The 26478-nt window shown below is 49.4% G+C and carries 27 protein-coding genes; 13 read left to right on the top strand and 14 right to left on the bottom strand.

Features of this window, described 5'->3' with window-relative positions; all coding sequences use genetic code 11:
• Positions 1 to 26 precede the first annotated feature (26 nt).
• The 11 genes from accD to PHH59_RS11155 all read right to left on the bottom strand — a co-directional run bounded on the left by accD (position 27) and on the right by PHH59_RS11155 (position 11123).
• Complete coding sequence (accD, locus tag PHH59_RS11205) at positions 27 to 947, bottom strand: acetyl-CoA carboxylase, carboxyltransferase subunit beta (RefSeq protein WP_300015779.1); 921 nt, start codon at positions 945 to 947, stop codon at positions 27 to 29.
• 1 nt (position 948) lies between these two features.
• Positions 949 to 1758, bottom strand: a complete 810-nt coding sequence (trpA, locus tag PHH59_RS11200; protein ID WP_300015776.1) for a tryptophan synthase subunit alpha — start codon at positions 1756 to 1758, stop codon at positions 949 to 951.
• Positions 1755 to 2957 (bottom strand): tryptophan synthase subunit beta, encoded by a 1203-nt coding sequence (trpB, locus tag PHH59_RS11195; protein ID WP_300015861.1) that lies wholly within the window; start codon positions 2955 to 2957, stop codon positions 1755 to 1757. Before trpB ends, trpA begins: the two co-directional genes overlap by 4 nt.
• Positions 2958 to 3017: 60 nt before the next feature.
• Complete coding sequence (locus PHH59_RS11190) at positions 3018 to 3677, bottom strand: phosphoribosylanthranilate isomerase (RefSeq protein WP_300015773.1); 660 nt, start codon at positions 3675 to 3677, stop codon at positions 3018 to 3020.
• 386 nt (positions 3678 to 4063) lie between these two features.
• Entirely contained in the window at positions 4064 to 4705 is a 642-nt protein-coding gene (locus PHH59_RS11185; protein ID WP_300015771.1) for a DUF2231 domain-containing protein, read from the bottom strand.
• 473 nt (positions 4706 to 5178) lie between these two features.
• Positions 5179 to 5979 (bottom strand): tRNA pseudouridine(38-40) synthase TruA, encoded by an 801-nt coding sequence (gene truA / locus PHH59_RS11180; protein ID WP_300015768.1) that lies wholly within the window; start codon positions 5977 to 5979, stop codon positions 5179 to 5181.
• A 54-nt stretch (positions 5980 to 6033) separates the two neighbouring features.
• Complete coding sequence (locus PHH59_RS11175; protein WP_300015858.1) at positions 6034 to 6540, bottom strand: L,D-transpeptidase; 507 nt, start codon at positions 6538 to 6540, stop codon at positions 6034 to 6036.
• A gap of 262 nt (positions 6541 to 6802) precedes the next feature.
• Positions 6803 to 7660 carry a VCBS repeat-containing protein gene (locus tag PHH59_RS11170; RefSeq protein ID WP_300015765.1) on the bottom strand — a complete coding sequence of 286 codons (858 nt, stop codon included), beginning with the start codon at positions 7658 to 7660 and terminating at the stop codon, positions 6803 to 6805.
• A 342-nt stretch (positions 7661 to 8002) separates the two neighbouring features.
• The gene (gene rlmD / locus PHH59_RS11165; protein WP_300015762.1) at positions 8003 to 9340 is read right to left on the bottom strand and encodes a 23S rRNA (uracil(1939)-C(5))-methyltransferase RlmD; all 1338 of its coding nucleotides are present in this window, start codon (positions 9338 to 9340) and stop codon (positions 8003 to 8005) included.
• Positions 9341 to 9423: 83 nt separating this feature from the next.
• The gene (gene cysM / locus PHH59_RS11160) at positions 9424 to 10314 is read right to left on the bottom strand and encodes a cysteine synthase CysM (protein WP_300015759.1); all 891 of its coding nucleotides are present in this window, start codon (positions 10312 to 10314) and stop codon (positions 9424 to 9426) included.
• Between the two features lie 461 nt (positions 10315 to 10775).
• Positions 10776 to 11123 carry a roadblock/LC7 domain-containing protein gene (locus PHH59_RS11155; protein WP_300015756.1) on the bottom strand — a complete coding sequence of 116 codons (348 nt, stop codon included), beginning with the start codon at positions 11121 to 11123 and terminating at the stop codon, positions 10776 to 10778.
• A gap of 311 nt (positions 11124 to 11434) precedes the next feature.
• Here PHH59_RS11155 and hemF point away from each other — a divergent pair, with 311 nt between their 5' ends.
• The 9 genes from hemF to lpxB all read left to right on the top strand — a co-directional run bounded on the left by hemF (position 11435) and on the right by lpxB (position 18578).
• A complete protein-coding gene (gene hemF, locus PHH59_RS11150; protein ID WP_300015753.1) occupies positions 11435 to 12349 on the top strand; it encodes an oxygen-dependent coproporphyrinogen oxidase in 915 nt (304 codons plus the stop codon).
• Between the two features lie 10 nt (positions 12350 to 12359).
• On the top strand, positions 12360 to 12842 hold the full coding sequence (locus PHH59_RS11145; RefSeq protein ID WP_300015751.1) for a hypothetical protein: 483 nt from the start codon (positions 12360 to 12362) through the stop codon (positions 12840 to 12842).
• A 120-nt stretch (positions 12843 to 12962) separates the two neighbouring features.
• The gene (locus tag PHH59_RS11140) at positions 12963 to 13235 is read left to right on the top strand and encodes a SemiSWEET transporter (RefSeq protein WP_300015748.1); all 273 of its coding nucleotides are present in this window, start codon (positions 12963 to 12965) and stop codon (positions 13233 to 13235) included.
• Between the two features lie 210 nt (positions 13236 to 13445).
• Positions 13446 to 14450: a class 1 fructose-bisphosphatase gene (locus PHH59_RS11135; RefSeq protein WP_300015745.1), complete on the top strand. Its 1005-nt coding sequence runs from the start codon at positions 13446 to 13448 to the stop codon at positions 14448 to 14450.
• Between the two features lie 326 nt (positions 14451 to 14776).
• The gene (locus tag PHH59_RS11130) at positions 14777 to 15124 is read left to right on the top strand and encodes a hypothetical protein (RefSeq protein ID WP_300015742.1); all 348 of its coding nucleotides are present in this window, start codon (positions 14777 to 14779) and stop codon (positions 15122 to 15124) included.
• A gap of 204 nt (positions 15125 to 15328) precedes the next feature.
• Positions 15329 to 15562, top strand: coding sequence for a hypothetical protein (locus tag PHH59_RS11125; protein ID WP_300015739.1), 234 nt, complete (start codon positions 15329 to 15331; stop codon positions 15560 to 15562).
• Complete coding sequence (locus PHH59_RS11120) at positions 15559 to 15963, top strand: type II toxin-antitoxin system VapC family toxin (RefSeq protein WP_300015736.1); 405 nt, start codon at positions 15559 to 15561, stop codon at positions 15961 to 15963. The genes PHH59_RS11125 and PHH59_RS11120 overlap by 4 nt, the downstream gene beginning before the upstream one ends.
• A 108-nt stretch (positions 15964 to 16071) precedes the next feature.
• A complete protein-coding gene (locus PHH59_RS11115; protein ID WP_300015733.1) occupies positions 16072 to 17169 on the top strand; it encodes a DegT/DnrJ/EryC1/StrS family aminotransferase in 1098 nt (365 codons plus the stop codon).
• A gap of 260 nt (positions 17170 to 17429) precedes the next feature.
• Positions 17430 to 18578, top strand: coding sequence for a lipid-A-disaccharide synthase (lpxB, locus tag PHH59_RS11110; RefSeq protein ID WP_300015730.1), 1149 nt, complete (start codon positions 17430 to 17432; stop codon positions 18576 to 18578).
• On the opposite strand, the gene PHH59_RS11105 is transcribed toward lpxB, so the two are convergent.
• Positions 18528 to 19010 (bottom strand): DUF1249 domain-containing protein, encoded by a 483-nt coding sequence (locus tag PHH59_RS11105; protein ID WP_300015727.1) that lies wholly within the window; start codon positions 19008 to 19010, stop codon positions 18528 to 18530. The genes lpxB and PHH59_RS11105 overlap by 51 nt on opposite strands.
• Before the next feature lie 6 nt (positions 19011 to 19016).
• On the bottom strand, positions 19017 to 19421 hold the full coding sequence (locus PHH59_RS11100) for a 6-carboxytetrahydropterin synthase (RefSeq protein ID WP_300015724.1): 405 nt from the start codon (positions 19419 to 19421) through the stop codon (positions 19017 to 19019).
• A 254-nt stretch (positions 19422 to 19675) separates the two neighbouring features.
• On the opposite strand from PHH59_RS11100, the gene accA reads away from it, so the two are divergent.
• On the top strand, positions 19676 to 20632 hold the full coding sequence (accA, locus tag PHH59_RS11095; protein ID WP_300015721.1) for an acetyl-CoA carboxylase carboxyl transferase subunit alpha: 957 nt from the start codon (positions 19676 to 19678) through the stop codon (positions 20630 to 20632).
• A gap of 9 nt (positions 20633 to 20641) precedes the next feature.
• Here the strand turns inward: accA and PHH59_RS11090 are convergent, their stop codons facing one another.
• Positions 20642 to 21346 (bottom strand): TMEM165/GDT1 family protein, encoded by a 705-nt coding sequence (locus PHH59_RS11090; protein WP_300015718.1) that lies wholly within the window; start codon positions 21344 to 21346, stop codon positions 20642 to 20644.
• Positions 21347 to 21446: 100 nt separating this feature from the next.
• Here PHH59_RS11090 and PHH59_RS11085 point away from each other — a divergent pair, with 100 nt between their 5' ends.
• The 3 genes from PHH59_RS11085 (at position 21447) to PHH59_RS11075 (ending at position 26239) form a co-directional block, all read left to right on the top strand.
• Entirely contained in the window at positions 21447 to 22421 is a 975-nt protein-coding gene (locus tag PHH59_RS11085) for an ATP-grasp domain-containing protein (protein ID WP_300015715.1), read from the top strand.
• A gap of 1 nt (position 22422) precedes the next feature.
• Positions 22423 to 23472, top strand: a complete 1050-nt coding sequence (locus PHH59_RS11080) for a hydantoinase/oxoprolinase family protein (protein WP_300015712.1) — start codon at positions 22423 to 22425, stop codon at positions 23470 to 23472.
• A 265-nt stretch (positions 23473 to 23737) separates the two neighbouring features.
• On the top strand, positions 23738 to 26239 hold the full coding sequence (locus PHH59_RS11075; protein WP_300015709.1) for a glycogen/starch/alpha-glucan phosphorylase: 2502 nt from the start codon (positions 23738 to 23740) through the stop codon (positions 26237 to 26239).
• The last annotated feature ends 239 nt before the right edge of the window (positions 26240 to 26478 follow it).

The raw sequence follows: 26478 nt of genomic DNA, 5'->3' as shown, positions 1-26478 counted from the left end.
AATATGTTGGGATGTTGATATCCTGGTTAAACAGATACGGGAGGGGTGTCAACGAGTTCGACAGTTTCTATAGAGATTGGCTCGGGTTTCATTTTGCCCGCCATCAAAATAGCCAACAGGCTGGCGACTTTATCGCGCATCGCCCGCCTATCGATAATCATGTCGATAGCACCGTGTTCTTGCAAAAACTCGCTGCGCTGGAAACCGTCGGGCAATTTTTCCCGCACGGTTTGCTCTATCACCCGAGGGCCGGCAAAACCTATCAGCGCATTAGGCTCGGCGACGTTAATATCGCCCAGCATCGCCAAACTAGCAGAAACGCCACCCATAGTCGGGTCGGTCATATAGGAAATGTAAGGGATGCCGATGTCAGAAAGCTTGGTCAGCGCGGCACTGGTTTTAGCCATTTGAAATAGCGAGAACAACGATTCCTGCATACGCGCACCACCGCTGGCAGTGAAGACGATAAACGGGATACCCAGCTCCAGACTTTTATTGATGCCGCGCACAAACCGCTCGCCGACCACCGAACCCATAGAGCCGCCCATAAAATTAAAGTCAAACGCCGCAACGACAATATCCTGGCCTTTGAGCTGGCCTTTCATAACCACCAGCGCGTCAGTTTCTTTAGTTTGTTTTTGGGCGAGGATCAAGCGTTCTTTGTATTTTTTGATGTCCCTAAATTTCAACGGGTCTAGCGGTTTAATAGTTTTGCCGATTTCTTCGCGTTTGCCTTCATCGAAAAACATGTCCAGCCGTGTCCGCGCGGAAATACGCATGTGATGGTCACATTTAGGGCAAACACTGTAGTTTTTTTCCAGTTCTGAATTGTACAGGATGGCGTTACAGTTCGGACATTTGCTCCACAAGCCTTCAGGAACGGTGGTTTTTTTCTCGGTTGTCTCGGTTTTAATAAAAGCAGGACGTAATTTTTCTAACCAACTCATTTTAAACTCCGTTGTCCATTGCGTGGCGCATGGCTGCTAACAATTCAATGATTTCTTGTTTGGCTTGTTCCGGGTTGTCGAGGTTCGCTTCGATTTTGCTGATCAATGCGCTACCGACCACGACCCCATCACCCAAATCGGCAATGGTTTTTGCCGTTATTGCGTCTTTGACACCAAAGCCGATGGCAACCGGCAAACGGGTGTTGGCGCGTAATTGTTCGAGCTTGGCTTTGACATTGTCAATGTCCAAATGCCCTGCGCCGGTCACGCCTTTTAAAGAGACATAATACAGATAACCGCTGCCAACTGCGTCCATTTTTTGGATACGTTCCGCGCTGCTATTGGGCGCTAGCAAAAAGATCGGGTCAATGTCGCGGGCTTTCAACAAGGCGGCGCAGTGTTCGCCCTCTTCGGGCGGCAGATCGACGGTCAACACGCCGTCGATTTCGGCACGGGCGGCGGCGTTGGCGAATTCTTCATAACCCATTGCTTCGATAGGGTTTAAATAGCCCATCAACACCACCGGCGTATGCTGGTTGGTGCGCCGGAACTCCATCGCTACGCCTAAGGTGCGGCGCAAGCTCATTTTATGCGCCAAAGCGCGTTCGCTGGCGCGTTGGATGACCGGGCCATCGGCCATCGGGTCAGAAAACGGCACACCCAATTCGATCACGTCCACGCCCGCTTCAACCATTGCGTGCATCATCGGTACGGTGAATTCAGGATACGGGTCGCCTACGGTGATGAACGGGACTAATGCCTTGCGGCCCGCTTGGTTTAAGGCTTCAAAAGTGTTGGCTAATCGGCTCACAGTTCTATTCCTTCACGTTTTGCCATCGTTTGCATGTCTTTGTCGCCACGACCGGACAGGTTGATAATCAGGGTTTGGTCTTGGCGCATGGTGGGAGCGAGTTTCATCGCGTAGGCCATCGCATGGCTGGATTCCAACGCGGGGATGATGCCTTCCATTCTAGTCAACGCATAAAAGCCGTCCAGGGCTTCGTTGTCGGTGATGCTGACGTACTGGGCGCGTCCGGTGTCTTTCAACCAAGCGTGTTCAGGGCCTACACCCGGATAATCCAAGCCAGCGGAAATCGAATGGGTTTCGATAATCTCGCCATCATCATCCGCCATCAAATAGGTGCGGTTGCCGTGGAGAACTCCTGGGCGGCCTGCGGACAAGGGTGCGGAGTGCCGTCCGGTCGCTATGCCGTCACCCGCCGCTTCCACGCCGATCAGTTTCACGGAGCTGGCGTCGATAAACGGATAGAACAAGCCGATGGCGTTGGAACCACCGCCAACGCAAGCGACCAGTGCGTCCGGCAAGCGTCCGGTAGCATCAAAGTATTGTTGTTTAGCTTCACGACCGATAATCGCCTGGAAATCACGCACCATCGCAGGGTAGGGATGGGGGCCGGCGACGGTGCCGATGATGTAGAAGGTGTTATCGACGTTGGTCACCCAATCGCGCAAGGCTTCGTTGAGCGCGTCTTTCAGAGTTTTTGAACCGGATTCAACGGCAACCACAGTCGCGCCCAACAATTTCATGCGATACACGTTCAACGACTGCCGTGCCACATCGACCGCCCCCATGTACACCACGCACTCCAAACCCAGGCGCGCCGCAACCGTGGCGGTCGCCACGCCGTGCTGGCCGGCACCGGTCTCGGCGATGATGCGGGTTTTGCCCATGCGTTTGGCAAGCAGGGCTTGTCCCACGGTGTTGTTGATTTTGTGCGAACCGGTGTGGTTCAGGTCTTCGCGTTTCAGGTAAATTTGTGCGCCGCCCAATTCGCGGCTCCAGCGTTCGGCATGGTACAAAGGCGAAGGCCGACCGACATAGTATTGCAAGTCTTTGTCTAGCTCGGCGATGAAGTCAGGATCGTCCAAATAGCGTTGGTAAGCGGCGTTCAGTTCCTGGATCGGCGGGATCAGGGTTTCGGCAACAAACATCCCGCCGTAAGGGCCGAAATGTCCGCGTGCATCGGGCATGGTGTATTTTTCTGTCATTTTTATTAATTGTTTCATAAGTGCTCGCAGCTTAAATTTCATAATTGTTCCGGCAAGCACTTATGAAACAATTAATAACTTATTGATTGGGTATATTAATTGCCCCCCTTCAGTAACTTTCTTTATAAACGCACACATTTTTTGCGTGTCTTTGATGCCTTTGCCGGTCTCCACGCCGCTGCTGACATCCAGCGCATAGGGCCTGACCGTTTGCACGGCGGCTTTGGCGTTGGCGGCATCCAAACCGCCCGCCAGAATAATCGGCAACGCGCAAGTTTGGGGAATCAGCCCCCAATCAAACTGGCTACCCGTGCCGCCTTGGGCGTTAGGGTGGTAGGCGTCCAGCAACAATCCGTCGGCATCGTGGTAAGCCGCCGCCAGTTGGTGGACATCCACGCCGTCCTGCATACGGATGGCTTTGATATAACGTTTGCCATACATTCGGCATTGCTCCGGCGTTTCCTCACCGTGGAACTGCAAGCAATCAATCGGCACTTGCGCCAGCACCTCGCGTATCTGCACTTCCCCGGCATCGACAAACAAAGCGACCACGGTGGTGAAGGCGGGTAGGGCGTTGACGATGTTGACAGCTTGGGCAATGTCGATATGGCGCGGGCTGGGCGGGTAAAACACCAAACCTAGCGCATCAACACCCAAACGGGCGGCGGCAACGGCATCCTCGACACGGGTAAAACCGCAAATTTTAACGCGAGTTCGCATAAAGTGATATGGGAATTTAGAAAAATGATGGGATTAAAAGAGTTAAGGGCTGTTAAATTAAGAACTGATGTTACGCATTGTCCACGACCCGTAGAGCGCGAAGCGAAAAGCACGAATACCCTCTGGGGCACAAGAAAAACCACTAACGCCTTCGTGAGCAAAAATAAGCGGCAACTTGAAATAGTCCCCCTAGCTTTTTTCGCTTTGTAACGCAAGCCGGAGCGGGTTTGTTCCAACAGTAGGCACTTTACGCCTTGCTGCATGGATGCCACCACAAGAGTGGTGGTCTATGGACAGAGCAGCGTAGCGGTGTGCCGAGGCGACCCCGTCCCACCCCGACGCCAAATAAATACCCAGTACCCTTTCGTGCCTTTCGTGGACAAATCTCATTCATGTGCATGCCCGTGCGCCTCGTGCCCATGTTCATGACCCACGCCATTTTCAACAACCGGCACCGCTTGCACGGCAACACCGTATTGATAAACCATCAATCCGCCCAAATCGGCACCCAAACTTAACAGCAGGCACAATAACGCAGAAATGGTCAGAAACATGCCGTTGGCAATTCCCCGTAATGATTCGCCCGCTTTCAACCGCCATAGCGACAATAGCGTTGCCAAAGATAACACCGAAATGCCGAAGTGCTCATGGCGTTCCATTATCTCATGGACATTGCCGCCATGCGGGACGGATTCGGCGGCGATAAATCCCGCCAGTACGGTGAAGGCGGCGGCAACGGTGCCCAAATATAAAAACCAACTGGCAACTGTCCGCCACGCCGATTTTTTTGCCAAAGCAGCCACAACATCCAGCACAAAAAAAGCCAGCAAAAAGGCAATGGGAAAATGCACCAATAGCGGATGGATATTCGCCATCGCCGACAATCCTGGCATTATCGTGTTGAACAGGCCCCCAGGGCTTTGCGTGGCGAGGCCTTCGACAAAAGCCAACAGGCCGACCAGGCTATCCAGCAAGCCGTTGCCATGATCTGCACCACCGTGGATTTGGAAAGATAAAAAGTTATACATAACTGTTTTTGAAATAAGTAACTGATGTTATGCAGACATTTTCTGCGGTTTGAAAATAAATAATGAAGCGTCGCTGTCGCGACAGTTTTTTTAATCGGGTTCTCGCACCCGACAGCGAGCTACTTTCTTTTGCTCCGCCTCGGCAACTGCTCCTGCGTTGCTCTACCTCCTGCATCCATGCAGCCGAAAAGAAAGTAGCCAAAGAAAAGGCGGCCCGTTACCGCTTCATCCTTGCGCTCCTCGGTTTTGCCGGGGGTCGGCAGAGAGGGCTTCCTGCCCTTTTATGCCCTGCGGGTACCTGCTGACGCGCGGCATCCTTGCCGCGCCCCTTCGGGCTGTTCCCGACAAAACCTGCGGTGCTCGGCGCGGCAAATGGGAACAAAAACACGTTACTGCGTAACGTCAGATAAGTAAAAGGCACAATCTACCTGATATTGCGGGAATTGCAACACGGGTGGGATAAGGTGGGGAAGCTAGTCAAAGCGTTTGGCATCGCCGGGCAATTTATCGAATACCGGATTTTTTACCAGGCCAAAGTGCTCTGGATAATAAACCCCGCCCAAATACAAACCTTCAGGTGGTGCGGTTCTGGCGGCCAGTTTGCGGTCTTTCGCGTCCAACAGAAATTGTGCCCAGTCTGTTGCTTGCTTGCCTGAACCTATTTCCATCAACACCCCGGCAATATTCCTGACCATGTGGTGTAAAAACGCGTTCGCGGAAATATCCATAATGACTTTATCGCCGTCACGGTAAACATCAACAAAATACATCAGCCGGTTCGGGCTTTTCGACTCGCAGCTTTGGGCGCGGAAGGAGGTGAAATCGTGTTCCCCAAGCAGAGACTGTGCGGCTTGGTGCATTTTTTCCGCATCCAAAGATTCGTAACACCAAGTGGTTTGTTGGTGCAGCAAAGCCGATTTGACCGGGCGGTTGCAGATGATGTAACGGTAAAAACGGGCAATCGCGCTGTAACGGGCATGGAAATCGCCTATTGCTGGTTTTACCCAAAGTATCCTGACAGCGTCCGGCAACTGGCTATTGCCACCCAGTAGCCACGCAGCCCAAGGCCGCTGAGCATCGGTGTCAAAATGCACGACTTGCTCCAGCGCGTGTACGCCGGAGTCCGTCCGTCCGGCGCACGAGACCGTCACCGGATGGTTGGCGATCTTGCTTAACGCCTGTTCCAATACCCGCTGCACGCTGGGGGCATGGGCTTGCGCCTGCCAGCCGCAATAAGCGCTGCCGTTGTATTCTATGCCAAGAACGATGCGCATCAATACCGGACAATTAAGTTGGCGGCCTGGATAAACCAACGAATGTTAATCAAATTATCCATGAATAAAAACTTTCATGCCCACCGCGACACGATCAAACAACTGTGCAATATCGGCGTTTTTCATGCGGATGCAGCCGTGGGATTCGGGTGATCCACGCATCAATTCATCGGGTGTGCCATGTATGTAGATGTAGCGCCAAGCGCTGTCAACATTGCCATAACGGTTGTGGCCCGGCTCCAGACCACCTAGCCAAAGTATGCGCGTGAGTATCCAATCGCGTTCGGGGCATTGTTGTTTGAGAAAGTCATTGTAGATTTCCCCTGTGGCGCGTCTGCCAACAAATACCGCATTCAGGGGATGCCCTGCACCGATTTTGGCGCGGATTTGATGCCAGCCCCTAGGGGTGCAATAACTCCCTTTTTGTTCGCCGGCACCTTTCTTGGCGGTGGAGACGGGATAGGTTTGCAAGATACGCTGGCCTTCCATAATGGCAAGTTCTTGGCTAGGAATGGAAATGTCAATAAACGAAGCGGGGGGTATTGGCTGGGAACAGGTCATGTCGGCGGGTTTGCTGTATGGGTGGGCATTATCGTAAGGCATTGCGCCTATTTTGGGTAAAAATTTACGATTATACAGACTACCAACACTTCAGATGTTAAGCAGTTGTCCACGAAATACACGAAAGACCCGAAAACGTAACGGCGTATAAAAATAATCAGGTTGCCCATGTCGCTCTCGTTTTTGTGTATTTCGGCGATGCTCGTCAGATCTGCTTAAAACGAATACCGTATCACCAGCGGTTGTTATGTTTTTGGTGATCCTAGCGCAAGATGCTGATTTCCGTACTGCCCGTGCCGGTTTGGCCTTTTTTGACAATGGCCAAATCGCAGCCATCTTGCTTATTCCAGTCGGTTACGGTAAAGGTAAAGTTATGGTCGGTTTCATGTTGGGGGGTGCCAGTTTGAAGCAGATATTGCTGGAAGTTCATCGCCCCGGACAAAACACTGACTTCTGTACTTTGGGTATCGGTATTGTTTTTTTTGATGATGACCAAATCAGGCCAGCCATCATTATTCCAATCCGCCACGGCAAAATCAAAGCTATGGTCAGTTTGATGCAATACAGTGCCGGTTTGTAACAGATATTCTTGAAAACTAGAAGCTCCCGATAAGATGCTGATTTCCGTACTGTCCGTGCCGGTGTTGCTTTTTTTGATGATGAACAAATCAGGCTTGCCATCGCCCGTCCAGTCAGCCAGTGCAAAAGCAAACGATTCATCGGTCTGATGCAAAGGTGTGCCAGTTTGTAACAGATAGTCCTGAAAATTGCTTGCACCGGACAAGATGCTGACTTCCGTGCTGCCAGTCCCGGTATTGCTTTTTTTTATAATGAACAAATCAGGCCAGCCGTCGTTATTCCAATCCACCACGGCAAAATCAAAAATATGGTCGGTTTGGTGCAACGCAGTGCCCGTTTGGAGCAAAAAATTCTGGAAACTGGATGCCCCGGACAAGATGCTGACTTCTGTACCGCCCGTGCCGGTGTTGCTTTTTTTAACAATGAATAAATCTGGGCGGCTATCGCCATCCCAATCCGCTAGGGCAAATGCAAATGTTTCATCAGTTTGGTGCAAAGCCGTGCCAGTTTGCAGAATATAGTTTTGGAAATTTGCAGCCATAAGATTGTTTGATTTACAAAAGATAACGGTTTGAATAAGAGTTAAGTGATGGCCTAGTTTTGTAGCAAAATCAAAGCCACGCTATGTTTGGATTTATGAAAAAAGTTTTTTATTTGTTGGGAGAGCTTGCAGATTTTGTTGCAACACGACTAAAACAATCTAAACAGGTCTGTTTATTTGCTTGTTTTTTTGTAGATGCCAGCCAATCTAACTTATTTCTTAATGTAGAAATTTACATGATTTATGTGAAACATTCACTTTATTTTTGTAGAAATCCATCCAACAAAAAAAATCATACCAACGCACTGTGACAAATAACTTACAACGCCAGTAAACTTCCTTTCAATGCTTACAAAACAAGGCAATGGATTCAACATGTCCAGTCTGGGGGAACATATCCATCACGCCTGCTTTCACCAACTGGTAGCCTAGTTCATTGACCAAAATTCCGGCATCGCGGGCTAGGGTGGATGGATTACAGGAGACATAAACAATCCGTTCCGGCTGCCAGTTTTTTAAATGCGGCAAGACTTCAGATGCGCCCGCCCTGGAAGGATCGAGCAGGATTTTGTTATATTGTTGTCGCGCCCAAGCTTGGTCGCCCAACTCTTTGCTCAAGTCGGCGGCGTAAAACTCGACATTTTCGATGTGGTTGTGCAAGGCATTGGCCTTGGCATGGTTGACCAAGGGCTGGTCGCCTTCAATACCCACGACATGCCCCGCTTTGCTTGCCATCGGCAGGGTAAAATTACCGAGCCCACAAAACAAATCCAGCACTTTATCATCGGCGTTCAAATCCAGGATGTCCAGCACACGGTTGATCATTTGCCGGTTAATTTCGTAATTGACTTGCGTAAACATCGCCGGGCGAAATGCAAATTCGATGTTTTGATCGGGCAGACGATAAGTCGGTATGATTTCGGGTTCGCCGGGTAGCGGGACAATAGTATCCGGGCCTTTGCTTTGCAGGCACAGGCTAATGGCGTTTTCATGGGCAAACACACGCATTTTTTCAATGTCTTCAGGCGAAGGCGGTTCCAGGACACGGATGGCTAAAACACAATCGTCATCACCAATAGCCACTTCGATTTGCGGGATTTTCTCGCGGATGGTCAAACTTTCTATCATTTCGCCCAGAGCCACAAGCTTTGTGCCGACCAACGGGTGCATGACGATGCAGTTGTCAATTTCTGCCAGATATTGATGGCGTTTTTCCCGAAATCCCACCAGCACCCGGTTTTTCTTGGCGACATATTTGACGCCCATCCGCGCTTTGCGGCGATAACCCCAATGCGGGCCTTGCAATGGCTCCCAAAGTTCCGGGATATCCACTTTGCCTATGCGTTTGAATTGTTCGGTCAACAAACCTTGCTTGATGCGGATTTGTGCCGATGATTCGACATGCTGGAAACTGCAACCGCCGCACACGCCGTAATGCGGGCATTGTGCATCCACCCTGTCTTCGGCGCGGCTCAATAGCTTGATGACCTTGCCTTCGGCATAATCTTTACGGCTGTCGGTGTAAATAAATTCAACTGCTTCACCCGGCAGGGCTTCGTCAATAAAAACAACTTTACCATCGACATGGGCGACGCCACGGCCATCGTGGGTCAGGGATTCGATAGTGACGGTGACTGGATTTTCGGGCAATTTGCGGGTTCTGGTTCGAGTTCGGGCCATGCTGTGTTGGTATTTTTAGGAATGGGGGATAAGCCAAATTTATGTAGAAAACTAAAATTTCCAATGAGAATGGAGTTAAAGTTCTAGCCCGGAAAAACCCCCGTCGATAAATAGCGGTCGCCACGGTCACAAATAATGACCACGATCACGGCATTTTCGACTTCGGCTGATAAACGCAAAGCCGCTGAAACGGCACCACCCGAAGAAATGCCGCCAAAAATGCCTTCCCTTGCCGCAAGGGCGCGGGTGGTTTGTTCGGCAACGTCTTGGTCGACATCAATAATGCGGTCAACCCTATCGGCTTGATAAATTTTAGGGAGATATGCTTGGGGCCAACGGCGGATGCCAGGGATTTTGGATTTGCCTTCCGGTTGTACGCCGACAATTTGGATATTGGGGTTTTGCTCTTTTAGAAAGCGGGACGTCCCCATAATGGTTCCGGTGGTTCCCATAGAGCTGACAAAATGGGTGATTTGCCCGTGCGTGTCCCGCCAGATTTCAGGGCCGGTACCTTCATAATGGGCAAGGGGATTGTCGGGATTGGCAAACTGGTCGAGGATTTTACCTTCGCCGGCGGCTTCCATGCTCCGCGCCAAATCAATCGCCGCTTCCATGCTGCCGGCAGCAGGGGTCAGGATAATGTCGGCACCGTAGGCTTTCATCGACGCCCGGCGTTCCTCGCTCATATTGTCCGGCATAATCAAGGTCATTTTATAGCCTTTAATCGCCGCCGCCATCGCCAATGCGATGCCGGTGTTGCCGCTGGTCGCTTCGATGAGCCGGTCACCCGGTTTGATGTCGCCCCTGGCTTCGGCGTGATTGATCATGCTCAGGGCCGGGCGGTCTTTGACCGAACCGGCCGGGTTATTGCCTTCCAATTTGGCGAGGATGGTGTTGCTGGTTTCGCCAGGCAAACGTTGCAGCCGGACCAATGGCGTATTGCCGACAAAGGATTCAATAGTGGGATAAATCATGGCTGTTCACAATCGGAAATGAAAAAGTCTGATTATCCCATAAAAACGCCGTTTAAAAATTGCGTTTTCTAAATTTAGGGGGTGGTGGGCATGGAGGCACTGTCCGCAAGGGGGGATGATATTGCAGGCATCACCGCTGAATATATCCGAAAAACTTTTGTGGTTGCCCGGAAGTTTGAGAAATTCGATGGAAGCCACCAAGGGCGTTTGCGTAGGAGACGCCTGTAGCGGCCAGGATGAAAAGGTGGGCAGTAAAACTGCCACGAAGCACTGGAGCGGAGCACCCAATAAAAGTTTATTAAGCGGTAAACTATGCCAATCTCCATGTTTTTTAGAGCCATTGCTAAATATTTATTCCATTAAAAAACAATAGATTACATATTATTATCCGTAATGGGCATCAGAAAGCAGCCTGGGTAAAATTTAATGCCCCCTAATTACCTGGCTGTTTTGACATAAAATCAAATATGGGCCATTATTTTTTCTATGGCGTACCTGATATTCGACATCACAAAGTCAAGCTCAGCTTGGGATTTTAATATGACAGTCAATATGACCTCTTTGCCGACATGGGTCATTAAAATATAATTCTCAGAACTTTTGACTAATATGTATTCCAAGACACCATCCGCTAGTTCTTCGATACCGCGCGTCCCTACAGAATGCAAAGCGGCACTGATAGCCCCCAAAGTATCTTCGTCCATATTTTGCGGTAAGGCTTCGGCAATGACTAAGCCATCGGTTGATATAAGGGCGGAAGCTTGGATATTTTCGCAAGTGCCATTTAAGTCTGTGAGTATGGTTTGCACGGTCATATTTCCTTTGTGTGGGTAAAGATAGCAAATGGATTGTCAGCAACTGTTAGCTGCCAAAAAGAGTAGATTTGATTATATCTTAAAAGCATATTTTTTAGCACTTAGTCAATTAGCACTTAGTCAATAGGGATGTGGTTCTTAAAAAAACGATATGACCGGATAGATGCTATCCAATTACAATGACGGTATTGTTAAAATATTTTATAACCTTAAAAAAGTAGGGGATTTTTGTTTATTTTTCATAAAAACTGATACGATTCACCCTTATTTAAATAACCAGTAAAACAACTATCGCAGGCCGACCTATGAAAACTGATGATATAGCCACTATAAAAACCTATTTGCTTGATTTGCAGGACAGAATTTGTTCAGCACTCGAAAGTGTGGAACCCGAAACCCGATTCATTGAAGATGTATGGGAACGTGCCGAAGGAGGTGGTGGCAGGACGCGCGTTTTGGCTAACGGCACTGTGCTTGAGCAGGGCGGGGTGAATTTTTCTTCGGTTTCAGGCATCCATTTACCGCCTTCGGCAACTGCCAAACGTCCAGAACTGGCAAACCGCCAATTTCATGCGATGGGCGTGTCTTTAGTGATCCATCCGAGAAACCCTTATGTGCCGACTTCACACGCCAATGTCCGGTTTTTGATCGCCGAAAAAGAAGGTGGGCCAACTATCTGGTGGTTTGGCGGCGGATTTGATTTGACCCCGTTTTATCCGTTCCATGACGATGTGATTTTTTGGCATCAGACGGCCCAGAAAGCTTGCCAGCCGTTTGGTGATGACGTTTACAGCACTTATAAAAAATGGTGCGACGAGTATTTCTTTTTGACCCACCGCAATGAAACCCGTGGGGTTGGCGGTTTGTTTTTTGATGATCTTAATGAATGGGAATTTGAAAAATGCTTCGCGTTCATGCAGAGCGTCGGCAATCATTATATTGAAGCGTATTTGCCGATTGTGCAAAAACGTAAGGATACGCCTTATGGTGAGAGGGAGAGGGAATTCCAGCTTTACCGCCGTGGGCGTTATGTGGAATTTAACCTGGTTTATGACCGTGGCACTTTGTTTGGCCTGCAATCAAACGGACGCACCGAATCCATTTTAATGTCCCTGCCCCCAGTTGCCCACTGGCGGTATAATTGGCAGCCGGAACCAGGCAGTGCGGAAGCGGTGTTGTATGAACAATATTTAAAACCGCAAAACTGGCTGGGCATTTAAGCCGTTGTTAATGGTCAGCTATTTCTTGTTGGGATTGTTGTATGCCAATGCAGGTGAATGGCTGATGCACAAATATATCCTGCATGGGTTGGGAAAAAATGCCCACGGTTTTTGGGCATATCACCTGCATGAACATCATGCCGTCTGCATCAGACAGGGAATGCTTGACCCAGGATATAAAACCATCAGCCTGATGACGTGGAACACCCAAAGCAAGGAGCTGGTGGTTTTAGGAGGTATTGTGTTGCTACATCTGCCGTTATTTTTCCTGCTCCCCTCGTTTATCAGCGCCCTTTATATGTCTTTGGCACTTTATTATTACAAACATCGCAAGGCCCATCTTGATCCTGGTTGGGCCAAACAACATCTGCGTTGGCATTATGACCATCATCTTTGCATTGAACCAAGCTGTAGCGGAAATTGGTGTGTGACTTGGCCTTGGTTTGATTATTTGTTGGGAACCCGGATCAAAGCGATATATCCTGATGCCTAGCAATTTCTCTGTGTTACGCCTGTGTTGACACGTCGATATTGACTCACTAGACTAAATACCAACGCGGTATTTTCCCGTTTAACGCAATTTTTGTGTTAAAACAAACCCCAACATCCATCTATGAACATCACGCCTGAGATCATCGGCTATGTAGCCGCCGTGTTAACCACCAGTTCGTTTTTACCGCAAGCCATTTTGACCATTAAAACCCGGGACACCGATTCCTTATCAATGGGCATGTATAGCCTGTTTACTAGCGGCGTGTTTTGTTGGCTGGTTTATGGCGTTTATATTGCTGATAATGCCATCATTTTTGCGAATATCGTCACTTTCATACTGGCTGCCACCATCCTTTCTTTCAAGATTTACAATAGTTACATTAAAACAAAGTGATAACTACAAAATCGCTCCAAAAATTCAACATAGCGTTTTAAGCGTCCGTTTTTGACATTCCCGGTTTTTGATATTCTTTAACATTCAAAGTTACCTAAGCTGGTTCTTTTTCTTGTTTAAAACTTGGCAGAGAAGCATCCTATCCGGCTGTTTGTGCGCCAGGCAGATGAGCCTAAACAAAATTTTACTATCAACAGAGCAGAGCATTTTATGACCAACAAAGTGACATTGACCCGATTTATTATCGAACAGCAACGCGGACTGCCGGAAGCTTCCGGTACGTTTACGTTGCTTTTGAATAATATCATCACCGCCTGCAAACAAATCGCCAATAAAGTCAACAGAGGCCAATTGATAGGCGTACTGGGCAGCGCCGGGTCGGAAAATGTGCAGGGGGAAATCCAGAAAAAGCTGGACATCATCACTCATGAAATTATGGTCAATCAACTGAATTGGACCGGACACCTGGCAGGCATGGCGTCGGAAGAACTGGATGATGTGATCACCATTCCGGCGAACTATCCCAAAGGCAAATATCTGGTGCTGTTTGACCCGCTCGATGGTTCATCCAATATTGATGTCAATTTGGCGGTGGGCACCATTTTTTCCGTGTTGCGTTGCCGTGAGGGCATAGAACCGACGCTGGATGATTTTCTGGCCAAGGGTTCTGAACAAGCCTGTGCCGGCTTTGTGCTTTATGGGCCGTCAACCATGCTGGTTTTGACTACGGGCAAAGGGGTCAACGGCTTCACCCTGGATCAGGATATTGGCGAATTTATACTGACACATCCGAATATGCGCGTCCCGGAGGAAACCAGTGAATTTGCCATCAACATGTCCAACCAACGGTTTTGGGAACCGCCCGTGCAACGCTATATCGATGAATGCTTACAAGGAAAAGAAGGGCTTAGGGAAAAAGACTTTAACATGCGCTGGGTGGCCTCGTTTGTCGCCGATGTTTACCGCATCCTGACTCGGGGCGGGGTGTTTCTTTATCCCCTGGATAACCGTGATCCAGCCAAACCGGCGAAATTACGGATTATGTACGAAGCCAACCCGATGGCGTTCATCATTGAACAAGCAGGTGGTTTATGTTCTACAGGACGTGAGCGGATACTGGATATTAAACCGACTGGCATACATCAGCGGGTGCCAGTGGTTCTGGGTTCCAAAAATGAAGTGGAACGGATCATCCGTTACCATCAGGACGCTTAAGTGTTATTTGATTGTCACAAGGTCTTGCCAGATTCCCATAGGTTTCCACACCGGGTTTCAAGGTAATATTGATTGCCGTCGCGCCGGTAGTTTTTTGCATTGTGGTAATGCGTCTTTCCTGAGATGCCGTGTTATACAACGTTATTAGTTATGCTGTATGACACTGTTATTTCAACTGTCTAAGATAAACTGCCTCTTCTCATCACGCTTGTCAAAAGTAAACAAAAATATCCGGTTGCTGAACTTAAAAACGACATTAAACAAACCTGGCATGAGTTTACGATTGCAGTAGAATGGCAAGGTTTTTTCTACAACGGGAGATTTTTATGAAACCTTATGTTTTTGCCATTAGTCTCATGCTGTTTCAATTTACCGGCTTTGCCCATGCCGGCATCTTGGTTAATGGGAGTTGGACCCCCCGCAGTTGCGGCATAAAACCCCCGCCTCCAACCATCGATGACAGCACTGTTGATACCTTCAATAAAAGTGTCGCGGCTATCAACACTTGGCAACAATTCGTCAAAACGTATTACGAATGCCTGATAAAAGAAGCGAACACCGATAACGGCATCATCGCTGACACGGCTAATCGTGAGCAGGTGGAATACCGACAAGTCATTGAAAAAATCGGCTTCACCGCTGATGTAGCCAAGAAAAAGCTTGATAATAGATAGTAAAATTAACTCATTCAATAATGCCAAAGTACTAATTAATAAATATTACCGCCCAATTTGGTCGTTGGGTAAACAATACGCTTCATCAAAAAAAGCTATTGTCATGATTCATGGCTAACACCCCCCTTAATTCGGAATGGGAATTCATTGTCATAGCTCCCACGTTCGGTGGTGGGCGACGTGTTTAAAAACAACAGAGGCCTTATGTATACCGCAATCAATGGCATTTTTGACAACGGTCAAATCATTTTTGAAGAAACACCACCAACAAGCAAAAAAATGAAAGTGATAGTCACTTTTCTCGAAGAAGTGGAAACTACTCTGCCTGACCGCCAACCTGGTAGCCTACTGCGATTAGGGGTTTTGCAAGGAAAAAACTATGCTATTCCTGACGATTTCAATGAGCCGTTAGATGATTTAAAAGAGTATATGGAATGAATTATCTGATAGATACCCAGATACTTATTTGGTATCAGCTTGATAGCCATAAATTGAAACACCCTATTCGTAAATTATTAGGCAATCGGAATAATACCATTGTCATCAGTCAGATAAGCCTGTTTGAAATCGCCATCAAGCAAAAATTAGGCAAACTTCCTGAACTGGATTTGCCTATAGCGATGTTGGCAAGCCTTATCAAGCAAGATGCCTTTAATTTGCTTGACTTACAGACTACCCATATTGAATCCTATAGCAAAATTCCACTCGTACCCGAACACCGCGACCCATTCGACCGACTCTTGCTGGCAACGGCATTAAGCGAAAATATGGCAATTGTTTCGGCGGATGCCAATTTTAAATTTTATCAACCGCAAATTCAGTTAATTTCCAATGATTAGCTATTTGGTTTTGATTGGCTTCGTACCTCGGCCTTTATGCCCTGCGGGTACATCCTACAAGTTTCAAATTAATAACACACCACAAAACCGTGGAAACAAGGAAAAAACATGATACCAATGGTAAACCTCAAAGCCCAATACGCTGAAATTAAAGACGAAGTTGAACAGGGCTTGGCGCAAACGATAGAAAACTGCTCGTTCATCTTAGGGCCGAACGTACAGGCTTTTGAGCAAGAATGTGCCGCTTATTTGGGTGTTAAACACGCGATTGGCGTAGCATCGGGTACGGACGCGCTGCATTTGGCCTTGTTGGCGGAAGGCATAGGGAAGGGCGATGAAGTCATCACCACGGCGTTTACCTTTATCGCCACGGCGGAAGCGATCAAATATGTGGGCGCAACGCCGGTGTTTGTCGATATTGACCCGCGCACCTTCAACATAGCACCGGATGCGATCTTAAAAGCCATCACCTCACGCACCAAAGCCGTGATGCCCGTGCATCTGTTCGGGCAACCTGCCGATATGGCGCAAATCGTGGAAATTTGTCAGGAACACGACCTAAAACTGATTGAAGATTGCTGCCAATCCTTTGGCGCCAGCGTCAACGGCAAACAAACGGGGGCTATCGGTGATGCGGCGGGTTTTAGCTTTTTCCCTAGCAAAAATCTAGGCGCATTTGGCGATGGTGGTCTGGTCGTCACTAATTCTGATAGCACGGCGGCTACGCTGAAACAATTGCGTAACCACGGCTCCAATGTCCGTTATTACCACGACATCATCGGCTACAACAGCCGTTTGGATGAAATGCAGGCGGTGATCTTGCGGGCGAAACTCAAACGCCTGGAGCAATATAACGAAGGCCGCCGCCGCGTCGCGCACCTTTATTCCAAGCTGATGGCGGGGCTGCCGCTTACCACGCCCTTCGAAGACGGTTTGGGGGTGCATGTTTACCATCAATACACGGTGTTATCCGAACGCCGCGACGAAATCATGCAAGCCCTGCAAGCCAAACAAATTGGCTGTGCGGTGTATTACCCCGTGCCGCTGCATCAGCAACAGGCGTTTAAGGAAGAGTGCGAAGGCATGTCCTTGCCTGTGACCGAGTCCGTCGCCGCCAACTGTTTCTCCCTGCCGATTTGCCCATTTTTAAAAGACGAAGAAGTCACTGAAATTGTTGATGTGATTAAAAGCGTCTTAGTGGTTTAAAATTGGTAGTGGTTTAAAATGGCTATGTCACCGTTACTTGTTGAAACGTTTTTATTTTCGGCGCAAAGCCTTATCTAATACAGATTGCGGCTGTCGCTCAAAGCCGCATCATTTAAGGCTTCCACAATTAACGGTGACATAGCCTTTAAAATTGGGGTAAACCCAAAAATGTAGGGTGGGCAACGCTTTTCTGCCCACCCTTTGCCATGACAAGGTGGGCAAAAAAGCGTTGCCCACCATTAAGCGTACAAAAGCCATCCATGTCAAAACCCTTAACCGTAATGTTCAGTGCCGGGGAATCTTCCGGCGACCAACACGCAGCCAATCTGTTTCTGGAGCTGAAAAAACAACTGCCCGGCCTTCAGGGCATTGGCATGGGCGGCTCGAAAATGGCGGAAGCGGGGATAGACATACGCTATGACTCGGCAAATATCGCCGTCATCGGCGTAGTGGAAGTCATTAAACATTATGGCGAAATCCGTCGCGCCTTGGCCTTGATGCAGAACCTCGTCGCCAGCGAGCGGCCCGATTTGCTGGTGTGCGTCGATTACAAAGAATTCAACTTCAAACTGGCGAAGTTTGCCAAACAACAGGGCATCAAAGTCCTGTTTTATGTCAGCCCGCAAGTGTGGGCGTGGCGGGCTGGGAGGGTGAAGCAATACGGCAAGGTCATCGACATGATGGCGGTGATTTTCCCGTTTGAAACCGCGTATTACGAAGCCGAAAACGTGCCCGTGCGTTATGTCGGGCATCCGTCGGTTGATAAGGTCAAACCGCAACGCAGCAAAACCGAGGATTTGCTGGCCTTTGGATTAACAGACGATAAGCCCATTGTCGGCTTGTTGCCAGGCAGCCGCGCCAACGAAATCAAACGCCTGTTGCCTGTCATGCTGCTAGCCGCCGAGCAATTGCACAAACTTGTGCCTGGCCTGCAATTCATCCTGCCACAAGCCGACGCCATTTCAGATGCCTTGCTAAACAGCCACTTATCACAATCTTCGGTCAACGTGACCGTCATCAAACACCAACCCTATGATGTCATCCAATGTTGTGATGCGGTCATGACCACCTCCGGCACGGCAACCCTGGAAATCGCCTTGCTGGGCGTGCCGATGCTGATTTGCTACAAACTCGCCGCCATCACCTATTGGCTAGGCCGTTGGCTGGTCAAAACCCCGTTCATCGGCTTGCCGAACATTGTCGCCGGCAAGCCCATCATCAAAGAATTCATCCAACACGAAGCCAATGCCGAGAATCTGGCGACGGAAATCAGCAAGATTTTGACTGATGTCGATTATGCCACGCAAATGCGGGTGGAGCTGGCGGATGTGAAGACGAAGCTAGGGCAGGGCGGTGCGTCAAGAAATATGGCTGATTTGGTTGTGGTGATGTTGTCGGGACGTGCTTAAAGGCTGGGCGGTGAAGCGGTAGTTTTTGCTTAGGCAATGATCCAGCCATTTTTGCAAAAAGTAATTCAGCCGCCATTTGTAATTCATGATGTCGCGGCTTTTACGGGGATCGGGGTAGACCTTGGCTACGCGCGCCCTGGCGTGGTCGCTTAACACTTCCGCCAGCCGCGCATCCAGATACACACGGATAATCACCGCCGGGGCCATGATTTCGTTGGCGTTGTTGTTGAAACAATGGCTAAGTTCGATGGTTTTGGTGTACGGCGTTTCTTCTATCACTTCCAGATACAGCGTCGTTTGCAAAGCCGCCAAGCCTATCGCCGCTTCCTTAACGTCCGATAAATCAGGGATCAGCCGCAGCAATTTCTGAAAATTGGATTCGCAGATTTGCTCAAGGCAAAACGAGGTATTGATGGGGTTTAGCAGGCTCATGGCGGCTTAATCTTCGCGGTAGCAAGCGTAGGCGCTGGCGGTTTCCCATAGCGTCACTTGGGCGACATTAAAACCGGCTTGTTTGATGTATTGATAGAGCATTTTGCTTAGCACTTCGGCGGTGGGGTGTTCGTCCAAGACCATAAAGCGTTCGTTTTGGGCGGTCAGCATCGGGATGATCGGGTCGTTTTTATGCAGCAAAAAATTATGATCCAGGTTTTCGTCGATGTATTTTTCGACGCAATCACGGATGTCGGCAAAATCACACACCATGCCTTGGTCGTTAAGCTGTTCTTGCTGGATGGCAATCGATGCCTTGACGCTATGCCCGTGCAAATGGCGGCATTTGCCCGCATGGTTCATCAGGCGATGCCCGTAGCAAAAATAAACTTCTTTGGTGATGGTGTACATGGCGGGTTACAAATCGGCGCGGGTTTTAAAAGCTTGGCAGTTTACTATAATTTGTTGGCGATGCACGGATGATTTGATTTTTACAGGTCGGTCTTTCGCTTCGCGCTCTAACGGGTCAGGTTTTAAAAACCTGAAAAGTCTTTCTTAGCGGGTGGTTTGTAGGGCCGGCAAAGAATTAGAATTTATGTTTAGAATAAATCGCCAATTTTCTATAAAATCTATGGTTTACCTTTAATTCGTCATAGCGCATCTTCATGGATTTAAAATTTCTCGATTTCGAACAACCTATCGCTGAATTGGAAGCGAAAATCACCGAACTCCGCCATGTCGAGTTCGATAACAACATCAATATTTCCGATGCCATCAAGCAATTGGAAGATCGAAGCCGCTCATTGACCGAAACCATTTTTGCCGAACTGTCCGATTGGCAGATTTCCCAATTGTCCAGACACCCAGGCCGTCCGTACACGCTGGATTATATCGGGCTGATGATGACTGATTTCCACGAACTGCACGGTGATCGTGCATACTCCGATGACCCCGCTATCGTCTGCGGTTTGGCGCGGCTTGATGACCAGCCGATAGTCATCATCGGCCATCAAAAAGGCCGCGACACCAAAGAAAAAATCTACCGCAATTTTGGTATGCCACGCCCTGAAGGTTACCGCAAAGCCTTGCGCGTGATGAAAATGGCGGAACGCTTCCAATTGCCCATCATTTGCTTGATTGACACCCCTGGCGCCTACCCCGGCATCGGCGCGGAAGAACGCGGGCAAAGCGAGGCGATTGCCAGGAACTTGTTTGAAATGTCGAAATTGAAAACACCAGTGATTTGTACCGTGATAGGCGAAGGCGGCTCCGGCGGCGCATTGGCGATAGGCGTGGGCGACCGTTTGATTATGCTGGAATACAGCACCTATTCGGTGATTTCGCCTGAAGGTTGCGCGTCAATCTTATGGAAAAGCGCGGAAAAATCGCAATTGGCGGCGGAAGCGATGGGCATCACGTCCGACCGTATCCGTGAACAGGGTTTTTTGGATGAAGTGGTGCGCGAGCCTTTAGGCGGCGGTCATCGGGATTTTGTCACCACCGCCAAAAATCTCAAGGAAACTTTGTTGCGCCATCTGGCGGAATTGAAAACACAGCCTATAGATGATCTGCTGGCTAGCCGTTACCAGCGGATTATGGGGTTTGGGGTGTTCACCGAATAACAGCGGAACTTAAGAGCCTGTAAAATTTAGATAAGCCCGGTAGCCCGCAAAGCCAGACAAAACCAGAAAAAAAGTGCCGCTGATCCGGTGCAATAGCACTAGCGGCACTTTTTGCAATAATGTATTGCCCGCCCAAACCCCCACTATCGACGTGAATGCCAAGGCCAGCGTTGCGCCTAGCCAAACCGCCAGCGGCAAGCTGGTGCTGCTTAAGGCCACGACGGCAAGTTGGGTTTTATCGCCGAATTCGGCTACGGTAATCAAAAAAAACGTGGTGAAGAAAACACCGTGGCCGCTTTTTTCTTGAATGGCTTCGTCGTCGTCATCGTCTGGCACGCGTAACGCTTGCACTCCAAACACGGCGAATAAAAATGCCACGGTGGCGGCCACCAGATATTCAGGCAGCCAATTGGCAATTGCCGCACCAAACACCACGGCCAATGTGTTCAGCAGCATAAACGCCGCAATCGCGCCGAGCACGACAGGCAAGGCTTTATGCCGCGAAGCCAGCGTCATACAAACCAGTTGGCTTTTATCGCCAATTTCAGCGGCGGCAATCAATGAAAAACTGGCGGCGGCGGGAGTGATGAGCGTATTCAGATGGTTAGCCGTCAACCACGCTAAAAAAAACTGCCGTGCATTTTGAATGAGTGCCAGCAACGGTTCGACAGAGGTGGTTAAAAATACGCTTAAATCAGTGGGTAAGTTCGTCATGAAAAGGTGGGTGTGTAAAAAGTCAGTTGGCAAAAGGCCAGTGGGAAATCGGATTCCATTATAATGGCCTACAGATGGCATAGCGAACGAATTGGGTGGCATGAAGATACTGATTTTTGAATACATCACGGGCGGCGGATTTAACCGTCAGGAATTGCCAACGGGCTTAATTAAGGAAGGGCGGTTGATGTTGCAGGCGTTGTTGGCTAATTTTGCCGAACTTGAGCCAATCGAATTGACGGTGATGCTCGATAGCCGTTTGGCAAGCCATTTTGATACGGAATATCTCGATACCGTCATTATTTCCCCGGAACAAAACCCCCATGAGGTATTCAACCGCTTGATTGCCGAATGTGATGCCGTCTGGCCCATCGCCCCCGAATTTGACGGTATTTTGCAAAATCTTTGCTTGGCTGTTGCCGCGCAAGCTAAAGTTTTATTGGCTCCGCCCGCCGGTGCCGTCGCGCTGACTGGCAATAAATATTTTACATATCAGCGTCTTATTGAGAACAATATCGCTACCGTACTGACGCAATTGTCCGACCAAGCCGAATTTACGGCGGGTGAATGGATCATCAAACCCATTGATGGGGCAGGGTGTGGGGATAGTTTTATCCTGACGAATCCAGAAGATTTTGCTGATCATGCGATACGCTCGGCACAGTTCATAATCCAACCGCATCTAAATGGCGATAAAACCAGCTTGTCGTGCTTGTTCAAAAATGGTGAATGCTGGATAGTGTCGGTGAATAAGCAAGGCTTTAAAATTATCGAACGGCAATACCAACTCACGGAAATTATCGTCAATAGCCAGCCGATTTCTGAAAACTATCAAAAACTTGCCGGACAAATAGCCCAAGCATTCCCTGAATTATGGGGCTATGTGGGCATAGACCTGATCGAAACCGCTGAAGAAATACGGGTGCTGGAAATTAACCCCCGCTTGACCACGTCGTTCGCGGCGATACAAGCCGCGCTGGGTTTGAATATCGCCCAACTGACCCTGCAACTGCTGTATGGGCAGCCTGTAATCAAACCAACAATTAATCAAGCCATCACGCTAAACCTCCATTGATATGCAGGCAACACATTACTTAGGCTGGGACATCGGCGGGGCGCATTTGAAAGCCGCCGCCATCAACCCAAACGGCGAAATCATCGCCATTTATCAACATGCTTGCCCTTTATGGAAGGGCTTGGCGACTTTGCACTCGGCGGTCGGGGCGATTATGCAAAGCTTGCCGAAGAGCGATTACCGCCACGCCATCACCATGACCGGCGAACTGGTGGATTTATTTGCCGGCAGGGATGACGGCGTCCGGCAAATCATCGCCACGATGGGCGAATTATTGCCGGATGCCGACATGCTGGTTTTTGCAGGCCGGCATGGCCTATTGCCGAGCAATCAGATAACTGCCGCACATTTTCAAGATATTGCCTCTACGAATTGGCTGGCAAGTGCGGGATTTGCGGCGCAGATGGTGGGTGATGGCCTATTTATCGACATCGGTAGCACCACCACCGATATTTTGGTGCTGAAAAACGGTCGAGTGCAAACACAAGCTTATACCGATCACCAGCGTCTCATCAGCAAAGAATTGGTGTACACCGGCATAGTCAGGACTGCCGTGATGGCGGTCACGCAAACGGCGTGGGATGAAGGCCAGGAAATCGGGGTGATGGCGGAGTATTTTGCGACGATGGCGGATGTCTATCGGGTGACGGGCGAATTGGCAGAAGCCCATGACCAATGTGACACCGCTGACGGGGCGGAAAAAACCATCGCGGCCAGTGCTAGACGTTTGGCGCGGATGATAGGCTGTGATTTTTATCCCCAGGAACTGACTCGTTGGCAAGCTTTTGCGGACAACCTAAAAAGCCAGCAAGTCCAAAAAATCCGTTCAGCTTGTGACCATTTGGAACGGCAGAAGGGGGGGGCTGAAACCAAGCCCATTATCGGCGCCGGCATAGGCCGCTTTTTAGCACAACAACTGGCACTTGAAAAATCAATGCCTTATCTCGATTTTTCCGGGCTTTGCCGTAATTCGGCAATGACATTGCTAAATCCCGCCGATTGTGCACCGGCGGTGGCGGTGGCATATTTGAACCTTGCTTTTACAATCTGATGTTACGCAGACATATTCTACGATTTGAAAACAAATAATGCAGTGCTCGACGCGGCAAATGGGATACAAACTACGTTGCTGCATAACATCAGTGATTAATAGAAAATGTTGTTAAGGCCAGGGTTGTGAATGAGGCCAACTGTTTGGTATAAACATCGGGATATCGATGTTTTTCTAAACATAGCCATCTTGCCAATCAGGAGTTGATTGTCCAATGTATTTCACAGGGATTCCTGCTAAGCCATCACCATACTGAGGATACTTCATGTTTGACATTGCCGAACAAGCACTAAGCATACGCATCGCACGATCCGTCGAGGCCATCCAGCGTTCATTTTTGGATAACCTGTTTTATGTCATGGGCAGGACGCTTGAGGACGCATCGCCAGTCGATCATTACACCGCCCTGGCGTACACGATCCGCGACCGTTTACTCGCCAGATTCGTCTCCTCCACAGAACGGTACCAGCAGTCCAATGCCAGGACTGTGGCTTATTTATCCGCAGAATTCCTGTTAGGGCCACATCTTGGCAACAACATCCTCAATTTAGACGTCTGGGGCAATACCCGCGCCCACACCCGCGAAGCCCTGCAAAATTTGGGGCTGGATTTGGACACCATTTTAGAATCTGAACTGGAACCGGGTTTGGGAAACGGTGGCTTGGGGCGGCTCGCTGCCTGCTACATGGACTCGCTCGCCACCCTTGAAATCCCGGCTATCGGTTATGGCATCCGTTACGAATACGGCATCTTCGATCAGGAAATCCGCGACGGTTGGCAGTTTGAAATTGCCGATGCGTGGCTGCGTAACGGCAACCCTTGGGAACTCCCCAACCGGCAAATCCGCTATCCGGTCAAAATGGATGGAAAAATCGAACACTACGTCGACGGATCAAACCAAGCGCAAAGCCGTTGGATACCTGCAACCATCATCTATGGCTTGGCCTACGACACCCCAATCCTGGGTTATGGCGTGACCAATGCCAATTTGCTCAGGCTTTGGAAATCCGAAGCCCGCGAACCTTTTGATCTGTTGGCATTCAGCCACGGCGACTATCAGGGCGCGGTCAGCGACAAAGTCGTCGCCGAAAATATCAGCAAAGTGCTGTATCCCAACGATGAACCGGAGCTTGGCAAGGAATTGCGTTTGCGCCAGCAATATTTCTTCGTCACCTGCTCGTTGCAAGACATGATCCAGATGACCTTGCGCGACGAAGGCAAAATCACCGATTTTGCCGATAAATTCGTCGCCCAACTTAACGATACCCACCCCGCCATTGCGATACCGGAACTGATGCGTTTGCTGGTGGACGAACACGGGATGGACTGGGAATCGGCGTGGAACATCACCCGCCAGACTTTTGCCTACACCAACCACACCTTGTTGCCTGAAGCCTTGGAGACTTGGTCGCTGCCGCTATTCCAACGCATCCTGCCGCGTCATCTGGAGATTATCTACGCAATCAACGCCCGCTTCATGGAAGAGATGCGCTGGCACTTTCCAGACGACAACGAACGCCTTGCCCGCATTTCGCTTATTGATGAGACGGGTGAAAAACGGGTGCGCATGGCGAATCTCGCCTGTGTGGGCAGTTTCGCCATCAATGGTGTCGCCGCTTTGCATAGCGACCTTCTGAAACAAACGGTGCTGAAAGACTTTTATAAAGTGTGGCCGGAGAAATTCAGCAACAAAACCAACGGGGTTACGCCACGCCGTTTTATTGGATTGGCAAACCTCCCGCTGGCGGCATTGATTGATTCAGGTATCGGTACAGGTTGGCTGCGCGATATGGAACAATTATGCCAATTAGAACCCTGCGCTAACGATGCCAGCTTCCGCTTGCGCTGGCGCCAGGTCAAGCGCACCGCCAAGGCTCGCCTGTCAGACTACATCCGGCGAACCACGGGAGTCGCTGTCGATCCAGACAGCCTATTTGACATCCAGGCCAAGCGTATCCACGAATACAAACGCCAGCACTTGAATGTGCTGCACATCATCAGCCTCTATCAGCAGCTCAAACTACATCCCAATATGGAGCTCCCGCCGCGCACTTTTATTTTCAGCGGCAAGGCGGCACCGAGTTATCGGATGGCTAAGCTAATCATCAAGTTGATCAATTCGGTGGCGGAGGTCATTAACCGCGACCCGCAAATCAACGGGCGCATCAAGGTGGTGTTCGTGCCGAATATGAATGTCAAGCTAGGTCAGCGGCTATATCCAGCCGCTGACCTGTCGGAACAAATATCCACCGCCGGAATGGAGGCATCAGGTACAGGTAACATGAAATTTGCGATGAACGGCGCGTTGACTATCGGCACCTTAGACGGTGCCAATGTGGAAATCAGGGAGGAAGTGGGCGAGGAGAATTTTTTCCTTTTTGGCCTCGGCGTTGAAGCTGTACAGGCTTTGTATGCCAACGGTTACCGGAGTAGGGAAGTCGTCGAGCATACACCCGCGCTACGGGAAGCGTTATATCTTTTGGCATCCGGCCTGTTTTCCCACGGCGATAAGGAATTGTTCGCGCCATTCCTTGATAATCTCTGGAACCACGACCCCTACTTAATTTGTGCCGATTTTGCCAGCTATGCCGCTTGCCAGGAAGAAGTCGGCCGCCAATTCAAAGATCCAGAGCACTGGACCCGCATGTCTATCCTGAATGTTGCGCGGATAGGCAAATTCTCTTCGGATCGGGCTATCCGCGAGTATTGCGAAGACATTTGGAAAACATCACCTATCAGCATCACCCAAAAAAACCACCGGACATAGTGGGTTGCGGGAAGTCGGGCATATAGTTTATGCCCGATATTTCCGTGTTTCAGCATTTCAGGATCCACCTTATCGCTCCAATCATCGGTAAATAAAGTTGCCATCTCCCCTGTTTTTTTTTCGGTTTCTGGCTAATCTTTTAGGGGAAAATGGATTTCTATGATCTCCAACAACGAAAAGTCATTTTAATTCTGCGCTTAGCGCGGGGTGGGGCAATTGGCTGATAGAAAAAAGGGGTG

Origin of the sequence: Methylovulum sp., assembly GCF_028687615.1 — a bacterium.
Taxonomy (GTDB): Bacteria; Pseudomonadota; Gammaproteobacteria; order Methylococcales; family Methylomonadaceae; genus Methylovulum.
The sequence above is the reverse complement of the archived record's forward strand: the minus strand, read 5'-3'. Positions and strand labels throughout refer to the sequence as shown.

What these genes read in the sequence shown, in the direction of transcription:
- accD (WP_300015779.1), bottom strand. Translation starts at nt 947, where the DNA reads ATGAGTTGGTTAGAAAAATTACGTCCTGCTTTTATTAAAACCGAGACA.
- trpB (WP_300015861.1), bottom strand. Translation starts at nt 2,957, where the DNA reads ATGACAGAAAAATACACCATGCCCGATGCACGCGGACATTTCGGCCCT.
- PHH59_RS11190 (WP_300015773.1), bottom strand. Translation starts at nt 3,677, where the DNA reads ATGCGAACTCGCGTTAAAATTTGCGGTTTTACCCGTGTCGAGGATGCC.
- PHH59_RS11185 (WP_300015771.1), bottom strand. Translation starts at nt 4,705, where the DNA reads ATGTATAACTTTTTATCTTTCCAAATCCACGGTGGTGCAGATCATGGC.
- truA (WP_300015768.1), bottom strand. Translation starts at nt 5,979, where the DNA reads ATGCGCATCGTTCTTGGCATAGAATACAACGGCAGCGCTTATTGCGGC.
- PHH59_RS11175 (WP_300015858.1), bottom strand. Translation starts at nt 6,540, where the DNA reads ATGACCTGTTCCCAGCCAATACCCCCCGCTTCGTTTATTGACATTTCC.
- PHH59_RS11170 (WP_300015765.1), bottom strand. Translation starts at nt 7,660, where the DNA reads ATGGCTGCAAATTTCCAAAACTATATTCTGCAAACTGGCACGGCTTTG.
- rlmD (WP_300015762.1), bottom strand. Translation starts at nt 9,340, where the DNA reads ATGGCCCGAACTCGAACCAGAACCCGCAAATTGCCCGAAAATCCAGTC.
- cysM (WP_300015759.1), bottom strand. Translation starts at nt 10,314, where the DNA reads ATGATTTATCCCACTATTGAATCCTTTGTCGGCAATACGCCATTGGTC.
- hemF (WP_300015753.1), top strand. Translation starts at nt 11,435, where the DNA reads ATGAAAACTGATGATATAGCCACTATAAAAACCTATTTGCTTGATTTG.
- PHH59_RS11145 (WP_300015751.1), top strand. Translation starts at nt 12,360, where the DNA reads ATGGTCAGCTATTTCTTGTTGGGATTGTTGTATGCCAATGCAGGTGAA.
- PHH59_RS11140 (WP_300015748.1), top strand. Translation starts at nt 12,963, where the DNA reads ATGAACATCACGCCTGAGATCATCGGCTATGTAGCCGCCGTGTTAACC.
- PHH59_RS11135 (WP_300015745.1), top strand. Translation starts at nt 13,446, where the DNA reads ATGACCAACAAAGTGACATTGACCCGATTTATTATCGAACAGCAACGC.
- PHH59_RS11130 (WP_300015742.1), top strand. Translation starts at nt 14,777, where the DNA reads ATGAAACCTTATGTTTTTGCCATTAGTCTCATGCTGTTTCAATTTACC.
- PHH59_RS11125 (WP_300015739.1), top strand. Translation starts at nt 15,329, where the DNA reads ATGTATACCGCAATCAATGGCATTTTTGACAACGGTCAAATCATTTTT.
- PHH59_RS11120 (WP_300015736.1), top strand. Translation starts at nt 15,559, where the DNA reads ATGAATTATCTGATAGATACCCAGATACTTATTTGGTATCAGCTTGAT.
- PHH59_RS11115 (WP_300015733.1), top strand. Translation starts at nt 16,072, where the DNA reads ATGATACCAATGGTAAACCTCAAAGCCCAATACGCTGAAATTAAAGAC.
- lpxB (WP_300015730.1), top strand. Translation starts at nt 17,430, where the DNA reads ATGTCAAAACCCTTAACCGTAATGTTCAGTGCCGGGGAATCTTCCGGC.
- PHH59_RS11105 (WP_300015727.1), bottom strand. Translation starts at nt 19,010, where the DNA reads ATGAGCCTGCTAAACCCCATCAATACCTCGTTTTGCCTTGAGCAAATC.
- PHH59_RS11100 (WP_300015724.1), bottom strand. Translation starts at nt 19,421, where the DNA reads ATGTACACCATCACCAAAGAAGTTTATTTTTGCTACGGGCATCGCCTG.
- accA (WP_300015721.1), top strand. Translation starts at nt 19,676, where the DNA reads ATGGATTTAAAATTTCTCGATTTCGAACAACCTATCGCTGAATTGGAA.
- PHH59_RS11090 (WP_300015718.1), bottom strand. Translation starts at nt 21,346, where the DNA reads ATGACGAACTTACCCACTGATTTAAGCGTATTTTTAACCACCTCTGTC.
- PHH59_RS11085 (WP_300015715.1), top strand. Translation starts at nt 21,447, where the DNA reads ATGAAGATACTGATTTTTGAATACATCACGGGCGGCGGATTTAACCGT.
- PHH59_RS11080 (WP_300015712.1), top strand. Translation starts at nt 22,423, where the DNA reads ATGCAGGCAACACATTACTTAGGCTGGGACATCGGCGGGGCGCATTTG.
- PHH59_RS11075 (WP_300015709.1), top strand. Translation starts at nt 23,738, where the DNA reads ATGTTTGACATTGCCGAACAAGCACTAAGCATACGCATCGCACGATCC.